This window comes from Grimontia indica, from assembly GCF_000333895.2.
GTDB lineage: Bacteria > Pseudomonadota > Gammaproteobacteria > Enterobacterales > Vibrionaceae > Enterovibrio > Enterovibrio indicus.
Window position 1 is genome coordinate 14,032 of sequence record NZ_ANFM02000071.1, and the last position, 20,706, is coordinate 34,737.

At 48.3% G+C, this 20,706-nt stretch carries 18 protein-coding genes; 8 read left to right on the plus strand and 10 right to left on the minus strand.

What is annotated here, in order from left to right:
* Positions 1-7: 7 nt before the first annotated feature.
* The 3 genes from pstA to D515_RS24380 form a co-directional block, all read right to left on the minus strand.
* Complete coding sequence (pstA, locus tag D515_RS24370; protein WP_002542646.1) at positions 8-1,309, minus strand: phosphate ABC transporter permease PstA; 1,302 nt, start codon at positions 1,307-1,309, stop codon at positions 8-10.
* A complete protein-coding gene (gene pstC, locus D515_RS24375) occupies positions 1,302-2,684 on the minus strand; it encodes a phosphate ABC transporter permease subunit PstC (RefSeq protein ID WP_002542648.1) in 1,383 nt (460 codons plus the stop codon). Before pstC ends, pstA begins: the two co-directional genes overlap by 8 nt.
* Before the next feature lie 107 nt (positions 2,685-2,791).
* Entirely contained in the window at positions 2,792-3,832 is a 1,041-nt protein-coding gene (locus D515_RS24380; RefSeq protein ID WP_002542650.1) for a PstS family phosphate ABC transporter substrate-binding protein, read from the minus strand.
* 400 nt (positions 3,833-4,232) lie between these two features.
* Between D515_RS24380 and D515_RS24385 the strand changes: the two genes are divergently transcribed.
* Complete coding sequence (locus D515_RS24385) at positions 4,233-4,715, plus strand: hypothetical protein (RefSeq protein WP_002542652.1); 483 nt, start codon at positions 4,233-4,235, stop codon at positions 4,713-4,715.
* 19 nt (positions 4,716-4,734) lie between these two features.
* Here D515_RS24385 and D515_RS24390 read toward each other — a convergent pair whose 3' ends face one another.
* Entirely contained in the window at positions 4,735-5,847 is a 1,113-nt protein-coding gene (locus tag D515_RS24390; RefSeq protein WP_002542654.1) for a GGDEF domain-containing protein, read from the minus strand.
* 88 nt (positions 5,848-5,935) lie between these two features.
* On the minus strand, positions 5,936-7,426 hold the full coding sequence (locus D515_RS24395) for an FAD-binding domain-containing protein (protein ID WP_002542656.1): 1,491 nt from the start codon (positions 7,424-7,426) through the stop codon (positions 5,936-5,938).
* A 182-nt stretch (positions 7,427-7,608) separates the two neighbouring features.
* Here D515_RS24395 and D515_RS24400 point away from each other — a divergent pair, with 182 nt between their 5' ends.
* Together D515_RS24400 and D515_RS24405 are read left to right on the plus strand one after the other, a co-directional pair.
* Positions 7,609-7,893, plus strand: coding sequence for a 2Fe-2S iron-sulfur cluster-binding protein (locus tag D515_RS24400; protein WP_002542658.1), 285 nt, complete (start codon positions 7,609-7,611; stop codon positions 7,891-7,893).
* Positions 7,894-8,027: 134 nt separating this feature from the next.
* Entirely contained in the window at positions 8,028-8,726 is a 699-nt protein-coding gene (locus tag D515_RS24405) for a YoaK family protein (RefSeq protein WP_002542660.1), read from the plus strand.
* On the opposite strand, the gene D515_RS24410 is transcribed toward D515_RS24405, so the two are convergent.
* Positions 8,711-9,559 (minus strand): GGDEF domain-containing protein, encoded by an 849-nt coding sequence (locus tag D515_RS24410; RefSeq protein ID WP_039850654.1) that lies wholly within the window; start codon positions 9,557-9,559, stop codon positions 8,711-8,713. The two genes, D515_RS24405 and D515_RS24410, sit on opposite strands and share 16 nt — an antisense overlap.
* A 227-nt stretch (positions 9,560-9,786) precedes the next feature.
* Between D515_RS24410 and D515_RS24415 the strand changes: the two genes are divergently transcribed.
* A complete protein-coding gene (locus D515_RS24415) occupies positions 9,787-11,055 on the plus strand; it encodes an O-acetylhomoserine aminocarboxypropyltransferase/cysteine synthase family protein (protein WP_002542664.1) in 1,269 nt (422 codons plus the stop codon).
* A gap of 62 nt (positions 11,056-11,117) precedes the next feature.
* Here the strand turns inward: D515_RS24415 and D515_RS24420 are convergent, their stop codons facing one another.
* The 3 genes from D515_RS24420 to D515_RS24430 all read right to left on the minus strand — a co-directional run bounded on the left by D515_RS24420 (position 11,118) and on the right by D515_RS24430 (position 13,512).
* Entirely contained in the window at positions 11,118-11,660 is a 543-nt protein-coding gene (locus D515_RS24420) for a regulatory protein ToxS (RefSeq protein WP_002542665.1), read from the minus strand.
* Entirely contained in the window at positions 11,648-12,406 is a 759-nt protein-coding gene (locus tag D515_RS25075; RefSeq protein WP_002542666.1) for a winged helix-turn-helix domain-containing protein, read from the minus strand. The genes D515_RS24420 and D515_RS25075 overlap by 13 nt, the downstream gene beginning before the upstream one ends.
* A 146-nt stretch (positions 12,407-12,552) precedes the next feature.
* Positions 12,553-13,512, minus strand: a complete 960-nt coding sequence (locus tag D515_RS24430; protein WP_002542667.1) for an OmpA family protein — start codon at positions 13,510-13,512, stop codon at positions 12,553-12,555.
* Positions 13,513-14,065: 553 nt separating this feature from the next.
* Between D515_RS24430 and D515_RS24435 the strand changes: the two genes are divergently transcribed.
* Both D515_RS24435 and D515_RS24440 read left to right on the plus strand, forming a co-directional pair.
* Positions 14,066-14,575, plus strand: a complete 510-nt coding sequence (locus tag D515_RS24435) for a VC2046/SO_2500 family protein (protein ID WP_002542670.1) — start codon at positions 14,066-14,068, stop codon at positions 14,573-14,575.
* 268 nt (positions 14,576-14,843) lie between these two features.
* Complete coding sequence (locus tag D515_RS24440) at positions 14,844-15,530, plus strand: SDR family NAD(P)-dependent oxidoreductase (protein WP_002542671.1); 687 nt, start codon at positions 14,844-14,846, stop codon at positions 15,528-15,530.
* Between the two features lie 174 nt (positions 15,531-15,704).
* Here the strand turns inward: D515_RS24440 and adhE are convergent, their stop codons facing one another.
* Positions 15,705-18,413, minus strand: a complete 2,709-nt coding sequence (adhE, locus tag D515_RS24445) for a bifunctional acetaldehyde-CoA/alcohol dehydrogenase (protein WP_002542672.1) — start codon at positions 18,411-18,413, stop codon at positions 15,705-15,707.
* Between the two features lie 605 nt (positions 18,414-19,018).
* Here adhE and D515_RS24450 point away from each other — a divergent pair.
* Entirely contained in the window at positions 19,019-19,657 is a 639-nt protein-coding gene (locus D515_RS24450) for a YchE family NAAT transporter (protein ID WP_002542673.1), read from the plus strand.
* An 88-nt stretch (positions 19,658-19,745) separates the two neighbouring features.
* Positions 19,746-20,573 (plus strand): ion transporter, encoded by an 828-nt coding sequence (locus D515_RS24455; RefSeq protein ID WP_002542674.1) that lies wholly within the window; start codon positions 19,746-19,748, stop codon positions 20,571-20,573.
* The last annotated feature ends 133 nt before the right edge of the window (positions 20,574-20,706 follow it).

Here is a 20,706-nt window from a genome sequence, read left to right on the forward strand (position 1 = left end):
CATACTCCTACCATCTGCGCTCAAGGCGCTTACGCATGATAACGGCACATGCATTCATCAGTGCCAAGAACGCCAGCAATACCATGATTGCGCCTGAGGTGTTCTCAACAAAACCTTTTTCCGGGTTTTCCGCCCAGAGATAAATTTGTACTGGCAGCGCGGTGGCTGCATCCAGCGGACCAGAAGGAACGTCAACAATAAACGCCACCATACCGATCATCAGCAGCGGTGCAGTTTCACCCAACGCCTGCGCCATACCGATAATGGTACCAGTCAGCATGCCTGGCATGGCCAGCGGCAAAACGTGGTGAAGCACCATCTGCATTTTCGATGCGCCCACACCCAATGCAGCATCACGCACCGAAGGTGGAACCGCTTTGATTGCAGCGCGGCTGGAAATAATGATGGTTGGCAGCGTCATCAGTGTCAGTACCAAACCACCTACCACCGGCGCCGAGCGCGGCAAGTCAGCCACATTCAGAAACACCGCCAGACCCAGCAGACCGAAAACAATAGACGGCACAGCTGCAAGGTTGTTGATGTTAATTTCAATCAGCTCAGTCGCGCGGTTACGTGGCGCAAACTCTTCCAGGTAAATCGCTGCAGCGACACCAATTGGGAAGCTCAGCACCAAAGTCACCAGTAAGGTGTAGAAGGACCCCACCGTTGCACCCCAAATGCCAGCCAGTTCTGGATCACGGCTGTCACCATTGGTGAAGAACTTGGTGTTGAATACGGTACGAATACGATCTTCTTTTTTCAGTTCGTCATACCATTCGATTTGAAGGTTCTTGAACTGACGGCCATCTTCCGGCGTGCTCGCCTTGATGTTGCCTTTGTTGTACTGGTTAAAGTTATCGCCTGCTTGCGCCCAGTAAGTGATGGTCGTCCCAATCAACGACGGGTCCGCCATTACCTTGTCACGCAGGTCGTATTCCGCACCGTTTGAGATAAAGCTGTAAAGTGCGCGGCGTTGTTTACGACCATCAACCTCAATCTCTTCACGAAGCGCCTGACGAAGCACTTTGCGGTAGCTTGCGCCCATCAACACTTTAGGGTCGGTTTCGTCGCCATCAATGCCGAGCGCTTCGGGAGAAAGATCGACCTGAAGCTCGATTTCGGTAGTGAAAAACGCGGTGTAACCCTCGGAAAAAATGGTGGTCATCAAGACAATCAGAAACGCAAACGCCATCGAAATCGAAGCAATACCGTAGAAGCGAAAACGCTTCTCTTTGGCACGACGACGGGCTACACCCGCTTTGACTCGCTCGCGTTTGGTCTCTGCCAGTTTTAATAATTTATCAGTCATACTGCTCTCGATATTTCTTCACGATTCGAAGTGCAACAAAGTTAAGTGCCAGTGTTACAACGAACAATGTCAAGCCCAGTGCGAACGCAGCCAGCGTTTTAGGGCTGTCAAACTCTTGGTCACCCACCAGCAAGGTCACGATTTGTACGGTGACGGTGGTGACAGAATCCAGCGGGTTCGCGGTGAGGTTTGCCGACAAGCCTGCCGCCATCACCACGATCATGGTTTCACCAATCGCGCGTGACACTGCGAGCAGCAAGCCACCCACGATGCCAGGGAGCGCTGCGGGCAACACGACTTTACGGATGGTTTCAGAACGCGTAGCACCCAAGCCTAAAGAACCGTCGCGGAGAGACTGCGGTACCGCGGTAATCACGTCATCAGACAGTGATGAAACAAAAGGAATGATCATCACGCCCATGACAGCACCTGCTGCCAAAGCACTTTCCGAGGAAACACTGCTAAGTCCAATCGATTCAGCGACATCACGGATAAAAGGCGCAGCCGTCAGGGCGGCAAAGAAGCCGTAAACCACGGTTGGAATACCGGCGAGGATTTCCAGAACAGGTTTAACGATATTGCGCACGCGTGGTGAGGCATATTCGGCCAGGTAAATCGCACTCATCAAACCGATGGGCGCTGCGATACACATGGCAATAAAGGAAATCATCAAAGTGCCAGTGAACAGCGGAATCGCACCAAATGCGCCGCTTGCACCTTGTTGGTCTGCACGCAGGGCAATCTGCGGTGACCATTGCGTCCCGAACAGGAAGTCCGTGACGGGAATAATCTGGAAGAAGCGAATCGCTTCGAACAACACGGAAAGCACAATGCCTGCCGTCGTCAGGATCGCCAGTGTTGAACAGAACATCAGGAATATTTGCAGACACTTTTCCACATAGTGACGTGCTTTCAGCTTAGGGCGAACCATTCGCCAGCCAGCCGCCAAACCTACCAGAGACACAGTCAGTACCGCGACCCATCTCAGCGTCAGTCCAATACTTTGTAAGTGGTGGTAGTGTTCTGATGCTGCAAGCAACGCAGGATCTTCTGTCTTCAAAACGCCATTCGCAATGTGCACGATTTGGCTGTAGAGCAGCGTCATACTTTCGTGCGCTTGTAGCGTAGATGACGGGATCTGGGCCATCACCAAAGAGTGAACCAGACTGGGTTCTATGGCTTGCCAGATCAGAAGAAGAATCACCGCAGGTACCGCCGCTAAAATTGCAGCAAAGGAACCATAGTAGGCGGGTCGGGAGTGAAGTTTTTTCAAACCACCTTCAATGGTAGCCACTTCCCTGGAGCGTTTTTTGGCGAGTACAAAAGCGCTTATTGCAAACAGCGCGACTATCACCATCAATGTGGACGTCTGCATCCGTATTCCTTAAATCCTTTTTTACCCAAACCATGTTTCAATTCGATTCGGGCAAATACAGCAAAAGGTGGCGCACCTTAAAAAGTGCACCACCTCGGGTTGGTAACTTACAGGTTTGGTTTCAATTCAACCGCATCGTTACGAACCAGTTTCCAATCGCGAGCTGACAGAGGAATCAGACCACGGTCAGTCAGGTAACCTTCGTCACCAATCGCATCTTCAGAAGTGAAGGCCGTTACGTAGTCTTTCAGGCCAGGAATCACATCTGCGTGTGCGTTTTTCACGTAGAAGTACAGTGAACGAGATACTGGGTAAGAGCCGTCACCAATCGCATCAAACGTTGGTACTACGCCGCCAATTTTCGCACCCTGAACTTTGTCAGAGTTTTGCTCGAGGAAGCTGTAACCGAAGATACCGAATGCATTAGGGTTCGCGTCCAGTTTCTGTACGATCAGGTTGTCGTTCTCACCCGCTTCAATGAACGCGCCATCTTCACGAATGCCGTGACAAACTGCTTTGTACTTCTTCTTGTCTTGCTTCTTCATGGCTTTCAGCTCTGGGTATTGCTTACAGCCACCTTCCATTGCCAGCTCTACGAACGCATCGCGAGTACCAGACGTTGGTGGTGGGCCCAGAACTTCAATTTTGGTCGCTGGAAGAGAAGGGTTGACGTCTTTCCAGGTTTTGTTCGGGTTTTCGATGAGGTTGCCGTTCGCATCAGGAACCACTTTCGCCAGTGCAGTGAAAAGGTCTTTCAGAGTGATATCGAACTGCTCAGACTTTTTAGAGTTAGCGAAAGCGATGCCGTCGTAACCTACTTTGATTTCGGTGATGTCTTTAACGCCGTTCTTTGCACACAGCTCGATTTCAGAGCTTTTGATTTTACGCGATGCGTTAGTGATGTCTGGGGTATTTTCACCCACACCTGCACAGAACAGCTTCAGACCACCGCCAGAACCGGTAGATTCGATTTTCGGTACAGAGAATTCTGAAGTGCGACCAAAGCGTTCCGCTACAACGGTAGCAAACGGGTACACTGTTGAAGAACCAACAATGCTAATGTAGTCACGAGTCGCTGCAGCAGCGTTATTCGCAGCGAATACTGACAGGCATACTGTCGATGCCGCAATCAGAGCCTTAAGTTTCACATCAACCTCCAAGTCGATAGTTTTTTGAGTTCAACTGTCAGTGTCCTCACTGACCGTTATTCGATTTCTTATCAAAACCTGCTATCAAAATTAGAGATCGCTTGTGACACTAACCTTAATGAAATGTGAACATTTAATTACAGGGAGCAATGTCACTTAACTGAAATATCAATGACACCCATCTTTCATCGCGTTGACATAATTCCTGCCTAGTTTATTTCCGTGCCTCACCCTCGCCGCATCTGTCTTTTTTGCCGTATTGACAACGCTTTATCGCGGAATTTCGCTTGCTGATTGGCACTAAAAAGAAGTGCGTCTGCCTGATTCCACGCCTTAAGGCTGCTTGGGCATCTCAACGCAGTGGCTTCAAACATTCCAATAAATAAAAGAGAGTACAGACATGGCTCAACCCGCCTCAGTTGGCTCAAGCACCTCATCCAGCGTTGGCTCGTCATCGCTTGCCGATCATGACGTTCGCTTGAAACACAAACCAACCGTCCTTTTCCTGTGTGACGGTCAAGAAGGCTATTCCTTAGTGGCAGGCGCGATTTTGGCGCATAAAGCAGACAGTCACTTTGATAGCTACAGTGCCTACACCAGTGCCAGTTGCGATGTCGCCACAGCCTGTCAAACACTGAAGCAATACAACATTGCCTGCTCAGATTCGCACTTCAGACCGATTGAGGCGTACCACCGAAACAACGTCGATTATCTGATTGCACTTAATCCAGCATCGGTACAATCAGGCAAGCCTTTACCGAAGTATGAAAAATTTATTCCGTGGGATATTACTGAGGGTGGAGAATCGAGCGATCGACAGAAAGCGATAAAGTACATCAACGACCAGATAAACTATTTTCTGTCTGTCTATCTGTATCGTTGAGTGCAACGTGTTTGGAGATTCAGTTTGTGATTGAGGTAATCGTGACGGGCCTTTTGGACGCTGACATCGCACAGTTGCGTCCTTTCACTTTGGCCTCAGACAAGGCGTTGTGAGCAAGGTTGATCAACTTGTCCACGGCGCGGTCATAGGGAATTTGTTTTTCACTGTCGCTCCGGAAAGCACAATAACCGATGCTGATGGTCACCGGTTTATTGTCAATTGAGCACTGCGCGACACCTTCCGACATCCGCTCGCACACTTTTACCACTTCCGATTGCAAGGTGTCCGGCAACCAAATCAGGAACTGCTCGCCGCTGTATCTTGCCACGTAATCGTAGTTTCGAACGGCCTGACGCAAGGCGGTCGCTGCGCCTTTCAATATCCGATCACCTTCTTCATGCCCATGCTTTTCATTGATTGCGTGGAAATTATCAATATCAACCAATGCAATCGCGCCTTCCCCATCTCGCCTTATCAGCTGATTCAGCTCTCTATTCAGATAATCAAACAGCGCCCTGCGGCTTGGCAGCTCAGTCAGGATATCCACCTGCTGCAAGTTTTCGAGACGCTCACTGAGTTGGCGGTAAGATTCACGCGCTCCGTTAAGCTCCGCGCGGTATTCCTCATTCTCCAGTTTAATTTCCAGAATTCCTGCCAGCAGCGTCAAGATGCCTTCGTTGCCCGGGTTTGCGCTGCCGTCGGCATCTGCCACTACACTCAGTGTTCCCCACACTGCACCGCCAAAACGGATCGCCACTCCCCAATAGGCCTCTGGCAGTCGGTTAACGCCGGGATGACCTGAGAGCTTTTCATTCTTTCTGGTATCCGGTGCCATCAGCGGCGTTTCCATGCCCGCCGTCACGCTGCAAAACGTGCTGCCCAAAGCCACCACGTCGCCTGCTTTTTTCGAGACCACGTTGCCATTCGAATAGCATTCCACGACTTCCAATTCGAGATTGTCGATACGGGAAAAGCAGGCGCAATCTGCGTCAAATTGCCACGTAGCGATTTGCAGCAACTCCCTGACCCACTCAGAAAAATCGAGATCTTTTCGTCGCGTCAGATGTTGAATACGCCCAACGATATTGGTGGGAACAACGGACATTTCAGTTTCGGAAGCGTGAGATGACATGGCAGTACCTTGTTCAATTGCCTTATAAAAACAAATAGCACAGCAAACGATATACGCTCATTTCTTTGACAAGTGTTTCGACATGAAATCACTCCGGTCGCACATGTACGGCAAGTATCCGCTGGCTCTCTTTTTTCACCTCCGCACGTTTTTTCCAGCTCCATAATCTGTCTCGAGCTGCTTTTGATGCGCCATCAAGCTCGATACAAGGTTCTGGATAATCCCCTGCTTCACCGATGCTGATTCCGTACATTTGCTGTTCCAGCGGCGTTAACAGCCAAGGCTCGAACACTAAAGGCGAAGGGATTTGCTTCAACTCCGGCAGCCAGCGGTGAATAAATGCAGCGTCAGGGTCATGCTCCTGTGCTTGTTTGGTGGGGTTGTAAATCCGAATGGTATTCGTGCCTGTCACGCTTGCCTGCATTTGAAACTGGGCGTAATGAATGCCGGGTTCGAAGTCCAAAAAGAGACTCGCCAAGTGTTTTACACCCCATCGCCAGTCAATATTGAGGTGATGGCAAAGGAAACTGACCAGCATGGAGCGCATACGAAAATTGATGTAGCCAGTGGCATGAAGACAGCGCATGCACGCATCCACCAGCGGATAACCTGTCGTGCCTTGCATCCAACACGCTAAATCCTTGATGACGTCTTCATCTTTTCTATAGGGGAATGCTTCATAGCCACGGTTAACATGGCGAAACTCCATCTCGCATTCACTCTCAAATTTTTGAATGAAATGACAGTGCCAGTGAAACCGCGATGACAGCGCACTCAATGACCGTCGCCATCCCGGTTCATTCCAATGTTGTAATAAAGTCTGGTAGACCTCACGCACACTGATGTTTCCCCACGCGAGATACGGCGAGAGTCGGGAGCAATGGTTGCGACTTTCTGCAGGCTTGGAGATTTTGAACGCATACGACTTCCCCCGCCCGTCGTAGAAACTATGTAGCGTTTTCCACGCCAACATGGGACCGCCCGTCTGCATTCCCCGTTGTTTGTTATGCCACGTTGCTGGTGGCACAAATTCTGGCAGGTGAGCAGATTGGACGTTAATAAACGCAGCGGTTTCAAGATTCGGTGTGACGACAGGTGCCCGCATGGTTTTGTCCCACGCTTTGTCCCATCCATCACGGCCTATTGCCCCACGTTTTACCGCACCGGTTTGATATTCCTGCCAGTCTATCTCATGTTCTTCGCACCATTTCCCTACCTCTTTGTCCCGGGTGAACGTCTTCATTAACCCCGTTTCCTCATGGGAGTAGAGGGTTTTAATCTTGAACTGGGTATGAAGAGATGACAGCGCCTCAATACATTCGCTTCGTACCACCAGCACTTTGCCGCCAAAAGGCGCAAGTTGTTGGTTCAGATCTTCCAGCGATTGCCAAACAAATCGCCAATGGCGTTCTGAGTAATGTTCATCCTCAAGCAGTATCGGTTCAAATATATATAGCAGTAGGACAGGTAAGCCCGATGCTATCGCTGCCTGTAGCGGCGCATGGTCGGTCAGACGCAAATCGCGTTTGAACCAGACTAGGCTGATAGCATCTCGGTTTTGGGTTGGTGATGAAGGCATCAAGTCATCAGGGTCAAGGGTTTCGTCTTTTTACGCAGTCCATCACACGTTCGATCTGCTCTTATGGCGAGAAACGCCGATAAATTCGAAACATCAAGGTGTTGAATCTACGCTTTTATTAGGGGATGTTGACCTTAGAACCAACAAACTGATGTGAAATGACGGCTTTTCGGAGACTGACTATGCCTAAAGTGACGTTCGGCAAAACCGGAAACAGTGTGGAGCTTTCTAGCGGTAGCTCGCTGATTGACTTGGAAGATACAGGTGAAAGTGAAGTGCCTTTTGGCTGTCGCTCTGCGGCTTGCGGCACCTGCTTGATTGATGTCGAGTCCGGCATGAACAATCTAGCCCCCCGCACCGAAGAAGAACAGGATCTTCTTCATGATCTCGATATGGATGGCGACAAGCGCCGCCTTGCATGCCAATGCGTCATTTATGGTGATATCACCATCACCCCGCTGAACTGAAACTCTCCGCCCAAAGAAAAATGTGCATGTGTGTTTGATCTAAGCCGCATGCACGCGGTTCGAATGAGGTAAAATCCCCCCTTTCTCTGGGCTTCTCGCCCACTTTACACATCCATTTCAATAAAGGTTCTCGCGTGATATCCAAACTGCCCAAATGGGTTGAGTACGGCGCTTTTGTTCTTGCGCTGACAGCCGGCTATGTCAATGGCATTGGTTTGCTCGGTTTTGAGCATCAAGCCATCTCGCATTTGTCGGGAACGGCGACATTGATTGGTACGGATATCATCAACAGTCATCCTGTAAAGCTGGTGCATTTGCTCAGCATTCTGGCGGGATTTTTCGGTGGCGCGCTATTATCTGGCTTTATATTGAAAGACGGCACCCTGTCACTCGGCCGCCGCTACGACTTTCTGCTCATTGTTGAAGCGGCCCTGCTGCTGGGCGCTATCTATCCGATGAGTCACAATGCCGTTTATGGCTTGTATCTCGCGGCAGCAGCCTGTGGTATTCAAAATGGTTTGGTCACCAGCTACAGCGGTGCCATTGTTCGCACCACACACATCACGGGCATTATTACTGACTTGGGTTTGATGTTTGGGGCAAGGTTAAGAGGACAGCCTGTTAACCGCCGGAAGCTGGTGCTGTTTGTGGTGATTGCCGTCGGTTTTGTGCTGGGCGGAACACTCAGTGCGATGCTGTTTCCTATTCTTAAAGAAAAAGCTTTCGTGCTTCCCGCCATGGTATGCGTAACGCTGGCCTTCATCTATCGCATTTACATGCGAAGAGCGAGGATACACCTTAAAGCCATTGCGCCCAATCAAGCGCGGGATTGACGGCGAAACTTAGCTTTATACATTTCTCCGTCTGCTCGATTGAGCAGTTCGTCGATATTGGCATCGGCTTTCACATTTACAAATCCGATGCTGACATCCACACCATAATCAGTAATGCCAGTGCAAAGTGAAGCCGACAACGCACCCAGGCCATGCTCATTTTTACTGAATGCCACAAACTCATCCCCACCAACACGAAACGCAGCCTGCGACCCAAACGTCGATGACAAGTTTTGACCAAAGATTTTCAGTACTTTATCGCCGATTTTATGGCCGTGGGTATCGTTACACTGTTTGAATTTATCGAGGTCAAAGTAGTAAAGGCGATGAGTGATCAACCCAAGTTTGGAGAACCGCTCAAAGCAGGCACGACGGTTACCTAACTGCGTAAGCTCATCCAAGCGGGCATCTTTGTACAACTTGGCCCGCAGTGATTTATTCGCTGCCGCTTCACCATTGAGCTGTGCAATCATTTTTTCGCCGGCGACGGTCTGCTTTAGGAAGCCATAAGAAATCAACACCATGCCCATAATGGTTAGGCTGGTATCAAGATAAAGCACCTTGAACTTTTCACTACTGACCACTTCATCAAGCACATCAAAGAGATTGCCCAAGCCGTATACCAGCCAACCAATCCACAGCCAGGTAGCCATGCGCATGCTTTTATAGCGAAAACACTCAAATGCCACGGACAGGCCAATGCCTAACCCTATGATTTCCTCATAGATCCCAGCATCTTCTTTGATGGCAATGGTGTCGACAAACACCATTAATGTGGCGAGGATCGTCCAAATAACCAAATGGTACAGCCAACGTGTTGAAATTCGATTCAAACCGCCCCCTTGATTACTTTTTGATCGATTTGGGCGATTTTAAAAGAAACCGGATGCAAACTCCCATTCGAATTCATTTATTCGAGAAGTGACTCGAATCCACCCTTCACCCTTATTGACAGTATTGTTATTTATAAATCAAGAAAATCTTGAACACGTACAAGTAAACGGAGCTGGCTTTATGCCATAGTGAATCTTTTCGGCTAAATCACGCACAAGGACGAAGTATGAAAGACGAAACTCTCTCGATCCACGCTGGCTATCAGACGGACCCAACCACAAAGTCGGTGGCAACACCGATTTACCAAACCGTCGCCTATGAATTTGACAGTGCACAACACGGCGCGGATCTGTTCAACCTTGAAGTCCCGGGAAATATTTACACCCGTATCATGAACCCAACCAATGACGTACTGGAACAGCGTATGGCTGCGTTGGAAGGTGGTTTGGCATCACTGGTTGTGAGTGCAGGTAGTGCGGCGATTAACTACGCGATCCTGACGCTGGCGGAAGCTGGCGACAATATTGTTTCAACACCACAGCTCTACGGCGGCACTTACACCCTTTTCGCGCACATGCTTCCGAAGCAAGGCATTGAAGTGAAATTCGCTAAAGACGACAGCCCTGAATCACTGGCTGAACTCATCGATGACAACACCAAAGCGGTGTACTGTGAAAGTATTGGTAACCCAGCGGGTAACATTGTCGATCTTGGCCGAGTGGCAGAACTGGCTCACGCGAAAGGCGTACCGGTTATCGTAGATAACACCGTGGCAACGCCAGTGCTTTGTAAGCCAATCGAACACGGCGCAGATATCGTGGTGCACTCTCTGACCAAATACATTGGCGGTCACGGAACCACTCTCGGTGGTGTGATTGTTGATTCCGGCAAATTCCCTTGGGCACAACACAAAGAACGTTTCCCGGTGTTTAACCAGCCAGAGCCTTCCTATCACGGTGTAGTCTATACCGAGGCGTTTGGTGAAGCCGCCTTTATTGGCCGTGCACGTACCGTGCCGTTACGCAACACAGGTGCCGCTCTGTCGCCTATGAATGCCTTTATGCTGATGCAAGGTTTGGAAACCCTGCCGCTTCGCATGGAGCGTCACGTAGAGAATGCGCTGAAAGTCGCGGAATACCTGAAGGGCCACGAGAAAGTGAGTTGGGTCAGCTATGCCGGTCTGCCAGAATCTGAGCACCATGCACTGGCGCAGAAATACATGGATGGCAAACCTTCAGCAATTCTGTCTTTCGGCCTGAAAGATGGCTACGACGCAGGTGTTCGTTTCTACGATTCGCTGGGTCTGTTCAAGCGTTTGGTGAACATTGGTGATGCGAAGTCTCTGGCATGTCACCCTGCTTCAACCACTCACCGTCAGTTGAGTGTGGAAGAGCAAGCGCAAGCAGGTGTTTCACCGGAAATGATCCGTCTATCAGTCGGTATCGAACATATCGACGACATCATTGCGGATTTGGAGCAAGCGCTGAACGCGTAAATCCAATTCACACCGAAAAGCCCGCTATATGGTCCGTATAGCGGGCTTTTTATTTAAACCGGCTAAGGCTGCGTAAGACGACTGAGAAGCACAGGAGCATTATTGATGCTGTTCAGCATGAAGCTATTGTCATCCAGCCAGTAAATATCCTGGCTTTGGTTGAAGGTCTGATGGATAACATTCTTCACGATCTCTAAGCCATAGGCTTCGAATGTGCTGTTTTCTACTGGCTCCCATTCATCCATAAAGGTCGTTTTCAGAATCAGTCTGTCACCATCAATCAACCACTCTCCGTTGTTCAACAAGTAATAGGTTTCACTGTTGCCGTCTTTCACCGCCGTGTAGGCAAATTGAAAACTTGCTGAATAGGTGTTGTCACTGTTAAACACCACATTTCCAGACCAGTTTGCGTCGATGTTGCCCTTCACCCCTTCCAGCACAACCCGCTCGCCATCGTTGTTAAGGAAGTAATGTGATTCAAAAGCCCATTTGTCTCTGGTCAGTGCGCGCTTGGTACCGAAAACAGATTCAATCACGGCTGAAAAACCAAAGAAGGAAATCAGGAAAACAATGAGATAAGACAACCACTTCTTCACAGCTTGCATTGGTTTTCCTCCAACGACAGCGAAGAGTTCAGACCAATGCGGAAAGCATGACCGAGAGACTGCTCATGGAAAATGAGCAAGGAGATGGAATCGGCATGATTCGCAGCAACCAACACTTGGGAAACAGGCAGGTTCTCCTGCTCCACAATCACATTCACACACCTTTCGATAACTGGAACCAGTTTGGAATTGATTTGGTTTCCCGCCAGTTTATAAATGGGCATGGAGAGAGAGGAAGATTCAATGGTTTCCATTTTTGAAGCTTGGGGCTTTTCGACAGTCACCCAAGCTGCGGCAAACGCCAGCAAAACGGCAATCAGATAAGGAATCCACCCCATTGGCACACGCTGACTTTTCTCTACTTCGGGTTCAGAGGGCGTTGCCAGTTCGCTCGGGTTCGCTTCCAAGACCAGCAGATAGCCCATTTTGGGAATGGTTTTGATCACCATCTGATCTTTCGCGGTGTCATTAAATGCTTTGCGTAAAAGTGAAATGCTTTGGTTCACGCTGCTTTCATCCACCACCAGTCCGCGTGGTTCCCAAACATCCGCCAGAATTTGCTGGCGCGACACTATCTCCCCTTTCTCTTTGATCAGGAGTTGAAGCAAGAGTGATTCATTGAGCGATAACTCAGTCACTTCACCTGTGTCTTCATTGGTCAGGGTATGGAGTCGGGTGTCTAAGAGGAAGGTATCCCCAATGCGGTAGTAGGCAGACACCTGCTCTGAGTTAGATTCGTTACTCACACGCTTCCCGGTTTACTCAATGATATGGCAACAAAATTAGCTGATGGGACAAACCTAAGGCTGTCCAATTTCGATACAAAAGCAGAATGGCTGGATAATACGAAAAAAGGCATGTCGCTCCGGACATGCCTTTATACCAATGATGTTTACAGCAAAGTGATCTCTACCGAGCGCTCCAGCAATGCATCTGATTGAGAAATTGGTGATTGGTCTGCCACTGACAGAACAACAATTCGGTCAGATTCCACACCTTTGCTCACCAAGTAGTCTGCAACCGCATCGGCACGGGCAGCAGAAACACGCTGGTTTGTCGCATCAGAACCACTGGTATCGGTACGACCAATCAGCTCAGCTTGCAAGTGAGGGTTCGCCAGCATGGCATGCGCGACTTCATTCAGGTTAAACGCACCGTATTCGTTGATATCAGAGCTGCCCACCTGGAAAGGAAGCACGTAGTGAGCGCGTGAAGGGACTTCTTCTACCACTTCTACGGTTTTTACCACTTCCTCTGTCACCATCATTGGTGTTTCTGGCTGGCCAAACTTGTAGCTCATGCCCCAGTAGACTTGGTGAAGATCTGTCTTACCACCATTGGCTTTTTCAATGTCAGCATAAATGTCGTAACCAACTTGGGTGCTTACTGCGTGGGTTAGTTGATATTCAAGACCGACGCCCGCTGCTACGACCGCGTTTTCTTTTTTGAATACATCGCCATCTGTGTTATCAGCAAAAATGTAAGCACCACCCACTTTACCGAACATAGACAAATTATCAGTCACGTTCAGGTCGCCTTTTACACCCATTTCTGCGATGTGAAGACCCGCATTTGCGCCATCATTCAGACCAAAGTCATTCATGTAGCCATAGCCACCATACACACTGAAATGGTTACCAAAGTCGTAACCCCCTTCCAGTTTGAGTGCATGCGCATCATGTTCAGAACCTGACGGCAATTCTGATTCTTCAATCAGGCCCATACCCGTACCGGCACCGATATAAAAACCTTCGCCAGTGGCTTGTTGAACACCTGCCTCTGTAGCAAATGCCTGTGGTGCAATACCAAACATGCTGATGAGGATAGCGGAAGAAATGAATGTCTTTTTCATGATGGTTACCTTTATTGGTTATTCGTTTTCAAAGGCAAATCCCTGCCGACGTCACTGCTTTTTAATACCCGCTGGCTAATGCGGATATCGTCCGTTGCAAACACAAATCCATCTTGTGGGTGGAGGAATGAGAAGACCAATAAACGGTTGTGATTCGTTGTAATGAGAGCTAATCAGGAGGGTTAAATAGGTATAAAAAGATATGAAGAACACTCAATGCCCCCTTCAAGACATTGTTTTAATTTCTTTTAAATGTGAACGCAATTAAAGCTGGTCTTGTTAGATTCTATCGGTAATCGAAAGGGTTTTGCCTGGGAAAGCAAAGCGCAAAATGTATCGATTCGGGCAAAAGGTCTTTTCTTTTTGCCAGTGAAAGCCAAGTCCCAACAGCTCAAGGGATAGACAGTGGCTGTATATACCCAAACGACCTGAATCCTGCATCTTCAGGTTGTTTGGGTATACATGTTGAACGGAAAGATTTTTCCCTTTTTTTATTAAAGTATTACGTCGCAATACCGATACATAAGGGGTAAGAAGTCAAAGTCAGGTTCACATGCAAATTCACGCGCTCGACAAAGCCCAACTCATTTCAGATATACAGCTCGGGGGAAACCTCAACCATGCTGTGTGTCAGGGCCGTCGTTCGGATTTCGCATTGATGTTGGCCTTGCTTTCTGGAGACGCTACTGAAACCACACCACTCAATCCCCCTTATCCAGAAAAGGTGACAGAAGCACAGCTTCGAAAAGCGTTTGATCTTCCTGAACCTACGCGTCTGGTTGCTGAAGAAAGAGACTATGAACTCTGTGGTTCTCAGGCTGACGCCTTTCACAAAGCGGGTTTGGTCAGCGCAAAGCTGAATGACTGTGTGAGCCCTTCAGCATTACATTTTCCTGCTATTGGAACACACAATTTAGGGGAAGATGTTTATCATAATTTGTCAGGACATCAACGAAGACAATTAGATAGCGAAAATGGCAAGACTGCCGCACTGGATCCGGTAAATTTATATAATCAATTGGTGACCGCAAAGCGCTTCAATGAAATGCATATTCAAGCGTAATCTATTGATTTTATTACCACTAAAACGTTCCAATACCATACTCATCACACCAATTCAACTTCTTCCATTCGAAAAAATCAAACTGTGATCACTTACTAAAAAAATCATTTTGCACACAGTTTGCACAACCTTTTTTGAACAAATTCACACCACTTTCGTCGATCATGGTCCAAGATTGTTATCCGCCTCTTAAAAAGCTGGGTATAAGTTGTTAGTCATCGTCGTATAACAATGAAGTGTGTCGGAAACATAATAGAAAGGTAAGACAATGGATATCGCTAAATCCGTCATTGTGATTACAGCTGCTGGGACTCCAACAGGTCGCGCTATGGCTGAACATTTTTGCAGGCTAAATGCCCGCGTTGCTCTCGTGGATACTGACGCAAGCCAACTTCAGGCTACTTACGATTCTTGTGTGAATGTAGGTGGTGTGTGTTTCTCATTCTTCCTTGCTAATCGCAGTGTGGAAAACATTTCCTACCTGTTTGAAGAGGTCAATCGTGAGATGGGAGCTGTGGATGTACTTATCAACTACTGGCAAGGCGGATCGCTGCCAAATTTGCTCGCCAGTCAGGAAGCTGCCAACGATGTAGTAAAAGATACCATTGCTGACGTTGCCTCTAACCTGTACCTGTTTGGACGCGGTGCAGCTTTTAATATGCTTAACAAAGGTCGCAAGGGCGTGATAGTGAATATCCCCGGCGTCCTTTCTTCCGGCAACAGTGCCCCAACGTTTGACAGCTCTAACGCTGTGATTAAAGGCTTGACCAGAAGCTGGGCACAAGAACTGGAACACGCGAACATTCGAGTAGGCGGCGTATTGCCAAGACTACGCCAAAGTGATGAAGGTAACGTTCACTACCACCCTGCAGTGAACTACGACATGATTGATGGTGCCGCTTACATCGTCGAAAACGACAGTTTCACCGGCCGTATCTTAGAAGCAGCGAGTTAAACGGCTGGTGAAGTTTGCCGTAGCCGCTTCTATGCCCTGTTAATTTGAATTGACTGCATACAAGGCGATTGGATAGGTCCCATCGTCAGGGAGTTGTCACCTCAAAAGGGTATTTGCCACTGCCAATAAAAAAGCCCGCTTACGCGGGCTTTCTCTTTATTTCTGATTCAGAAATTATGCTTTAGCAGCTTCTTTCTTTGCTTTCGCAGCTGGTTTAGCGGCTGCAGCGTTACGGTCTTCGCTTTTCTTGATAACCGTAGTGCCTTCGAAAGTCTCACCTTCTACGAATGCTTTACCGTAGTAAGATGCCAGCAGAACTTCTTTCAGCTCAGTGATCAGAGGGTAGCGTGGGTTCGCACCAGTACATTGGTCATCGAACGCTTCCACTGCCAGCTCGTCAATCTTCGCCAGGAAGTCAGCTTCCTTCACACCCGCTTCCTGAATAGACATTGGGATATCCAGGTTGCCTTTCAGCTCGTCCAACCATGCCAGAAGACGTTGGATCTTCTGAGCAGTGCGGTCGCCCGCTTGAGTCAGACCCAGGTGGTCAGCCACTTCTGCGTAACGACGACGTGCTTGTGGACGGTCGTACTGAGAGAACGCAGTTTGTTTAGTTGGGTTGTCGTTTGCGTTGTAACGAACAACGTTAGAAATCAGCAGTGCGTTCGCCAGGCCGTGTGGCAGGTGGAACTCAGCACCGATTTTGTGCGCCATTGAGTGACATACACCCAGGAAGGCGTTCGCAAACGCGATACCAGCGATAGTTGCTGCGTTGTGCACTTTCTCACGAGCGATTGGGTCGTTTGCACCATTCGCGTAGCTAGAAGGCAGGTATTCTTTCAGCATCTTAAGCGCTTGCAGAGCTTGACCGTCAGAGTACTCGTTCGCCAGAACAGATACGTATGCTTCCAGTGCGTGAGTCACTGCGTCGTAACCACCGAATGCAGTCAGCGACTTAGGCATGTTCATCACCAGGTTCGCATCTACGATAGCCATTTGAGGCGTCAACTCGTAATCAGCCAGTGGGTATTTCGCACCAGTCTTGTCGTCAGTTACAACCGCGAATGGCGTGACTTCTGAACCTGTACCTGAAGTGGTAGTGATACATACCAGTTCCGCTTTCTTACCCATTTTAGGGAACTTGTAGATACGCTTACGGATGTCCATAAAGCGCATTGCCAGTTCTTCGAAATGCGTTTCTGGGTGCTCGTACATTACCCACATGATTTTCGCAGCATCCATTGGTGAACCACCGCCCAGTGCGATAATCACGTCTGGCTGGAAGCTTTGCATTGCTGCAGCACCTTTTTCTACTACAGTCAGCGTTGGGTCTGCTTCTACTTCGAAGAAGGTCTGAACTTCCATGCCTTGTGCTTTCAGCAGGGCAACAACTTCGTCTGAGTAACCGTTGTTGAACAGGAAGCGGTCTGTTACAACCATTGCGCGTTTCTTACCTTCCAGATCACCCAGTGCAATTGGCAGGCTGCCACGACGGAAGTAGATAGATTTCGGTAGTTTGTGCCACAGCATGTTTTCAGCTCGCTTCGCTACAGTTTTCTTGTTGATAAGGTGCTTAGGACCAACGTTCTCAGAGATTGAGTTACCGCCCCAAGAACCACAACCCAGAGTCAGTGATGGTGCAACGTTGAAGTTGTACAGGTCACCAATACCACCGTGAGTGGTTGGGATGTTCACAAGAATACGTGCGGTTTTCAGCTTGTCGCCGAAGTATTTGATGCGCTCTTGGTTGACGTCTTGGTTGGTGTACAGGCCAGAGGTGTGACCGATACCGCCGATTTCAACCATGGTGACTGCTTGCGCTACTGCGTCTTCAAAATCCGTTGCACGGAACAGACCCAGTGTTGGAGACAGTTTCTCGTGAGCAAAAGCGTCATCAACAGACACTTTGTCCAGACCTTCACCTACCAGTACTTTAGTATCAGCTGGAACGGTTACGCCTGCCATTTCAGCAATCGCTGCAGCTGGCTGACCAACGATGTTTGCGTTCAAAGCGCCATCAATCAACAGTACTTTACGTACTTTGTCTGCTTCATCTTTGCTCAGTACATAACCTTTGTGAGAAGCAAAACGCTCTTTCACTTCGTCGTATACAGCGTCAACAACAATCGCAGCCTGCTCAGAAGCACACACTACACCGTTATCGAAAGTCTTAGACATCAGGATAGAAGCAACTGCACGCTTGATATCAGCTGTTTCGTCGATAACAACAGGAACGTTACCTGCACCTACGCCGATAGCTGGTTTACCAGAAGAGTAAGCCGCTTTAACCATGCCTGGGCCACCAGTTGCCAGGATCAGGTTGATGTCGTCGTGCTTCATCAGCGCGTTAGACAGTTCTACTGAAGGCTGGTCAATCCAACCGATGATGTCTTTTGGTGCGCCCGCTGCGACTGCTGCGTCCAGAACCAATTTAGCTGCATCATTAGTAGAGTTTTTCGCACGTGGGTGTGGCGAGAAGATAATACCGTTACGGGTCTTCAGAGAAATCAGAGATTTGAAGATCGCGGTAGAAGTCGGGTTGGTCGTTGGAACGATACCACAGATGATACCTACTGGCTCAGCGATAGTGAAAGTACCGAACTCGTCGTTCTCTTCCAAGATGCCGCAGGTTTTTTCATCTTTGTATTTGTTGTAGATGAATTCAGATGCGAAGTGGTTTTTGATGACTTTGTCTTCGACAATACCCATGCCAGATTCCGCAACAGCTTGTTGAGCCAGAGGAATACGGGCGTTGTTAGCAGCCAAAGACGCAGCACGGAAGATTTTGTCTACTTGCTCTTGAGAGTAAGTTGCAAACTCTTTCTGCGCTTTCTTTACACGCTCAACCATTGCGTTGAGTTCGGCTACGTTAGTTACAGGCATAGTTGTCTCCTACATACCTAAAGTTTGAAAATTATTTAGTAACTACATGCTCGTTTGTTTAGAGGCCTAAGCGTCACACTTCCTCAGTGAGCCTTGGCAAGCATTTAGTAAATAACTTTCAAAACTGATTATAGATTTTCATAAAAGCAGAAAATTGATCGGGATCATGTGTAGTAAACTTTCACAAAGATTTTCATCAACCGGTCAATAATCAATCAAATCACGCTATAATCGACGTTTTGAAAGCCTAAAACCACAAAAAAACTACGCGAATGTAACACATGCGTTTTGTGTCTCATACACCTGTATAACTTCTTTTTCGTATGTTGTCCCAGTTAGATTTACAGATGTGATCGCTATCACATGCATAGGTTGACAACCTACCGTACAGAGAAGTTTCCAGCACTTACATACCAGTTATATTTAGTACACTTATTGCTCAGAGAGCCCGAAATACCTGACCTTCTAACCTGGGAAAAATATTTCTCGTTGACGCCGCCACTGTGGATTGGCATTTCATCTTTCGACGTTATACTAGCGCCCAAGATTGGCACTTTTGCGATCCACATCTAATCCTTCCGTTTCTCAGATTCGAGTGTTTGGGAATGAATAGCATTGAACTTGTAATATTTTTTCAGTTTTTCATTGGTTTGTTTGCCGCCGTGAATCCGTTGGGCATCATGCCTATCTTTGTTTCTTTAACTGCCCATCAGGATCCAGTTGAACGGAACAAGACTGCATATACGGCAAGTCTAGCCGTGGCTGCCATTCTGGTTGTCTCATTATTGGCGGGTCAGTTACTGCTGGATTTCTTCAGCATATCCCTAGACTCTTTCCGTGTGGCGGGTGGCCTGCTGCTGGTTAGCATTGCCTTCACCATGATGAGCGGTAAGCTGGGTGAAGATAAACAGAATAAACAGGAACAATCAGAGTCAGTTAGCCGCGAACAGATTGGTGTTGTGCCACTGGCGATGCCACTTCTGGCCGGTCCTGGTGCTATCAGTTCGACCATTGTTTATGCCAGCCGTTATCCAGGCTCTGTTGATACTTTTGGCCTTATCGCCAGTATTTGTATTTTTGCTGCGGGCATCTGGGGCTTACTGCGACTGGCGCCAACCATCGTGAAGTTTCTGGGCCAGACTGGCATCAACGTGATCACCCGTATTATGGGCTTGATTCTGGCAGCCCTTGGCATTGAATTTATCGCCAATGGTCTTCGTGCTTTATTCCCTGGGCTAAGCTAAACATTCCTCGTTTTACTGCCCGCTCATCTCCCGAGCGGGTATCTCCTGCTAAACTTCTCATATCTAAATACTTTCCAGAGTGCTTGGCATGAGCAGGAATGCTGTTCAGGAGTCCCTATATACCACTATTTTCGGCACAGAAACTCGCGCCGGAAAGGCCTTCGACGTTACGCTCATCATTATCATTCTGGCGTCAATCGCCGTATTGATGCTCGAATCTGTCGGCGAGATGCAAGCCAAGTATGGGGATTGGTTCTTCACTATTGAGTGGGGATTCACCCTGTTCTTTACTGTGGAGTATGCACTGCGCCTATACTGCTCCCCTGCCCCCAAGGCGTATGCAAAGAGCTTTTACGGCATCGTCGATTTGCTTGCCATTCTCCCAACCTATATTGCCATGCTCTTCCCGGGCGCAAACTATCTGATGGCGGTCCGATTGCTCCGGGTACTGCGTATATTCCGGGTTCTGAAATTGATGCGCTATCTGGAAGAATCAAACGTCTTATTGGCTGCTCTAAAATCGTCCAGCAGGAAAATCTTCATCTTCTTTTATGCAGTGATGGTACTGGTGACTATTTTTGGCTCTCTGATGTTTGTGATTGAAGGTCCCGAACGCGGATTTACCAGCATTCCTTACAGCATTTACTGGGCCATCGTAACCATGACGACGGTCGGATATGGCGATTTGGTGCCCCAAACAGACATTGGCAAAGCATTGGCCTCGATAACCATGCTGATGGGTTACTCCATCATTGCGGTTCCCACTGGCATTATCACCGCTCAAATGGGGCAACATATGACGACACAAAGACAAACGACGCTTTGCCCCAATTGTTCTAAAACAGGGCACGAAAATGATGCTGATTTTTGTAAGTTTTGTGGTAGTGACCTAGCACAAAAAGAGAAAGAAACGTAAACCAAACCTTGATACCCAAACAACCTGAAGATTCTTGAGTTCAGAGGTCATCAATGCGTTCAATTCGAGGCAAATTTCGCTAGGAATAGTCGTTCTATTTCCGTGGAATTTAACGAAGAAGTGGGCGCATTGA

What these genes read in the sequence shown, in the direction of transcription:
- D515_RS24420 (WP_002542665.1), bottom strand. Translation starts at nt 11,660, where the DNA reads ATGCAAGCTGTGAAGAAGTGGTTGTCTTATCTCATTGTTTTCCTGATT.
- pstC (WP_002542648.1), bottom strand. Translation starts at nt 2,684, where the DNA reads ATGCAGACGTCCACATTGATGGTGATAGTCGCGCTGTTTGCAATAAGC.
- D515_RS24435 (WP_002542670.1), top strand. Translation starts at nt 14,066, where the DNA reads ATGCAAATTCACGCGCTCGACAAAGCCCAACTCATTTCAGATATACAG.
- D515_RS24430 (WP_002542667.1), bottom strand. Translation starts at nt 13,512, where the DNA reads ATGAAAAAGACATTCATTTCTTCCGCTATCCTCATCAGCATGTTTGGT.
- pstA (WP_002542646.1), bottom strand. Translation starts at nt 1,309, where the DNA reads ATGACTGATAAATTATTAAAACTGGCAGAGACCAAACGCGAGCGAGTC.
- D515_RS24395 (WP_002542656.1), bottom strand. Translation starts at nt 7,426, where the DNA reads ATGCCTTCATCACCAACCCAAAACCGAGATGCTATCAGCCTAGTCTGG.
- D515_RS24450 (WP_002542673.1), top strand. Translation starts at nt 19,019, where the DNA reads ATGAATAGCATTGAACTTGTAATATTTTTTCAGTTTTTCATTGGTTTG.
- D515_RS24440 (WP_002542671.1), top strand. Translation starts at nt 14,844, where the DNA reads ATGGATATCGCTAAATCCGTCATTGTGATTACAGCTGCTGGGACTCCA.
- adhE (WP_002542672.1), bottom strand. Translation starts at nt 18,413, where the DNA reads ATGCCTGTAACTAACGTAGCCGAACTCAACGCAATGGTTGAGCGTGTA.
- D515_RS24455 (WP_002542674.1), top strand. Translation starts at nt 19,746, where the DNA reads ATGAGCAGGAATGCTGTTCAGGAGTCCCTATATACCACTATTTTCGGC.
- D515_RS24415 (WP_002542664.1), top strand. Translation starts at nt 9,787, where the DNA reads ATGAAAGACGAAACTCTCTCGATCCACGCTGGCTATCAGACGGACCCA.
- D515_RS24400 (WP_002542658.1), top strand. Translation starts at nt 7,609, where the DNA reads ATGCCTAAAGTGACGTTCGGCAAAACCGGAAACAGTGTGGAGCTTTCT.
- D515_RS24390 (WP_002542654.1), bottom strand. Translation starts at nt 5,847, where the DNA reads ATGTCATCTCACGCTTCCGAAACTGAAATGTCCGTTGTTCCCACCAAT.
- D515_RS24385 (WP_002542652.1), top strand. Translation starts at nt 4,233, where the DNA reads ATGGCTCAACCCGCCTCAGTTGGCTCAAGCACCTCATCCAGCGTTGGC.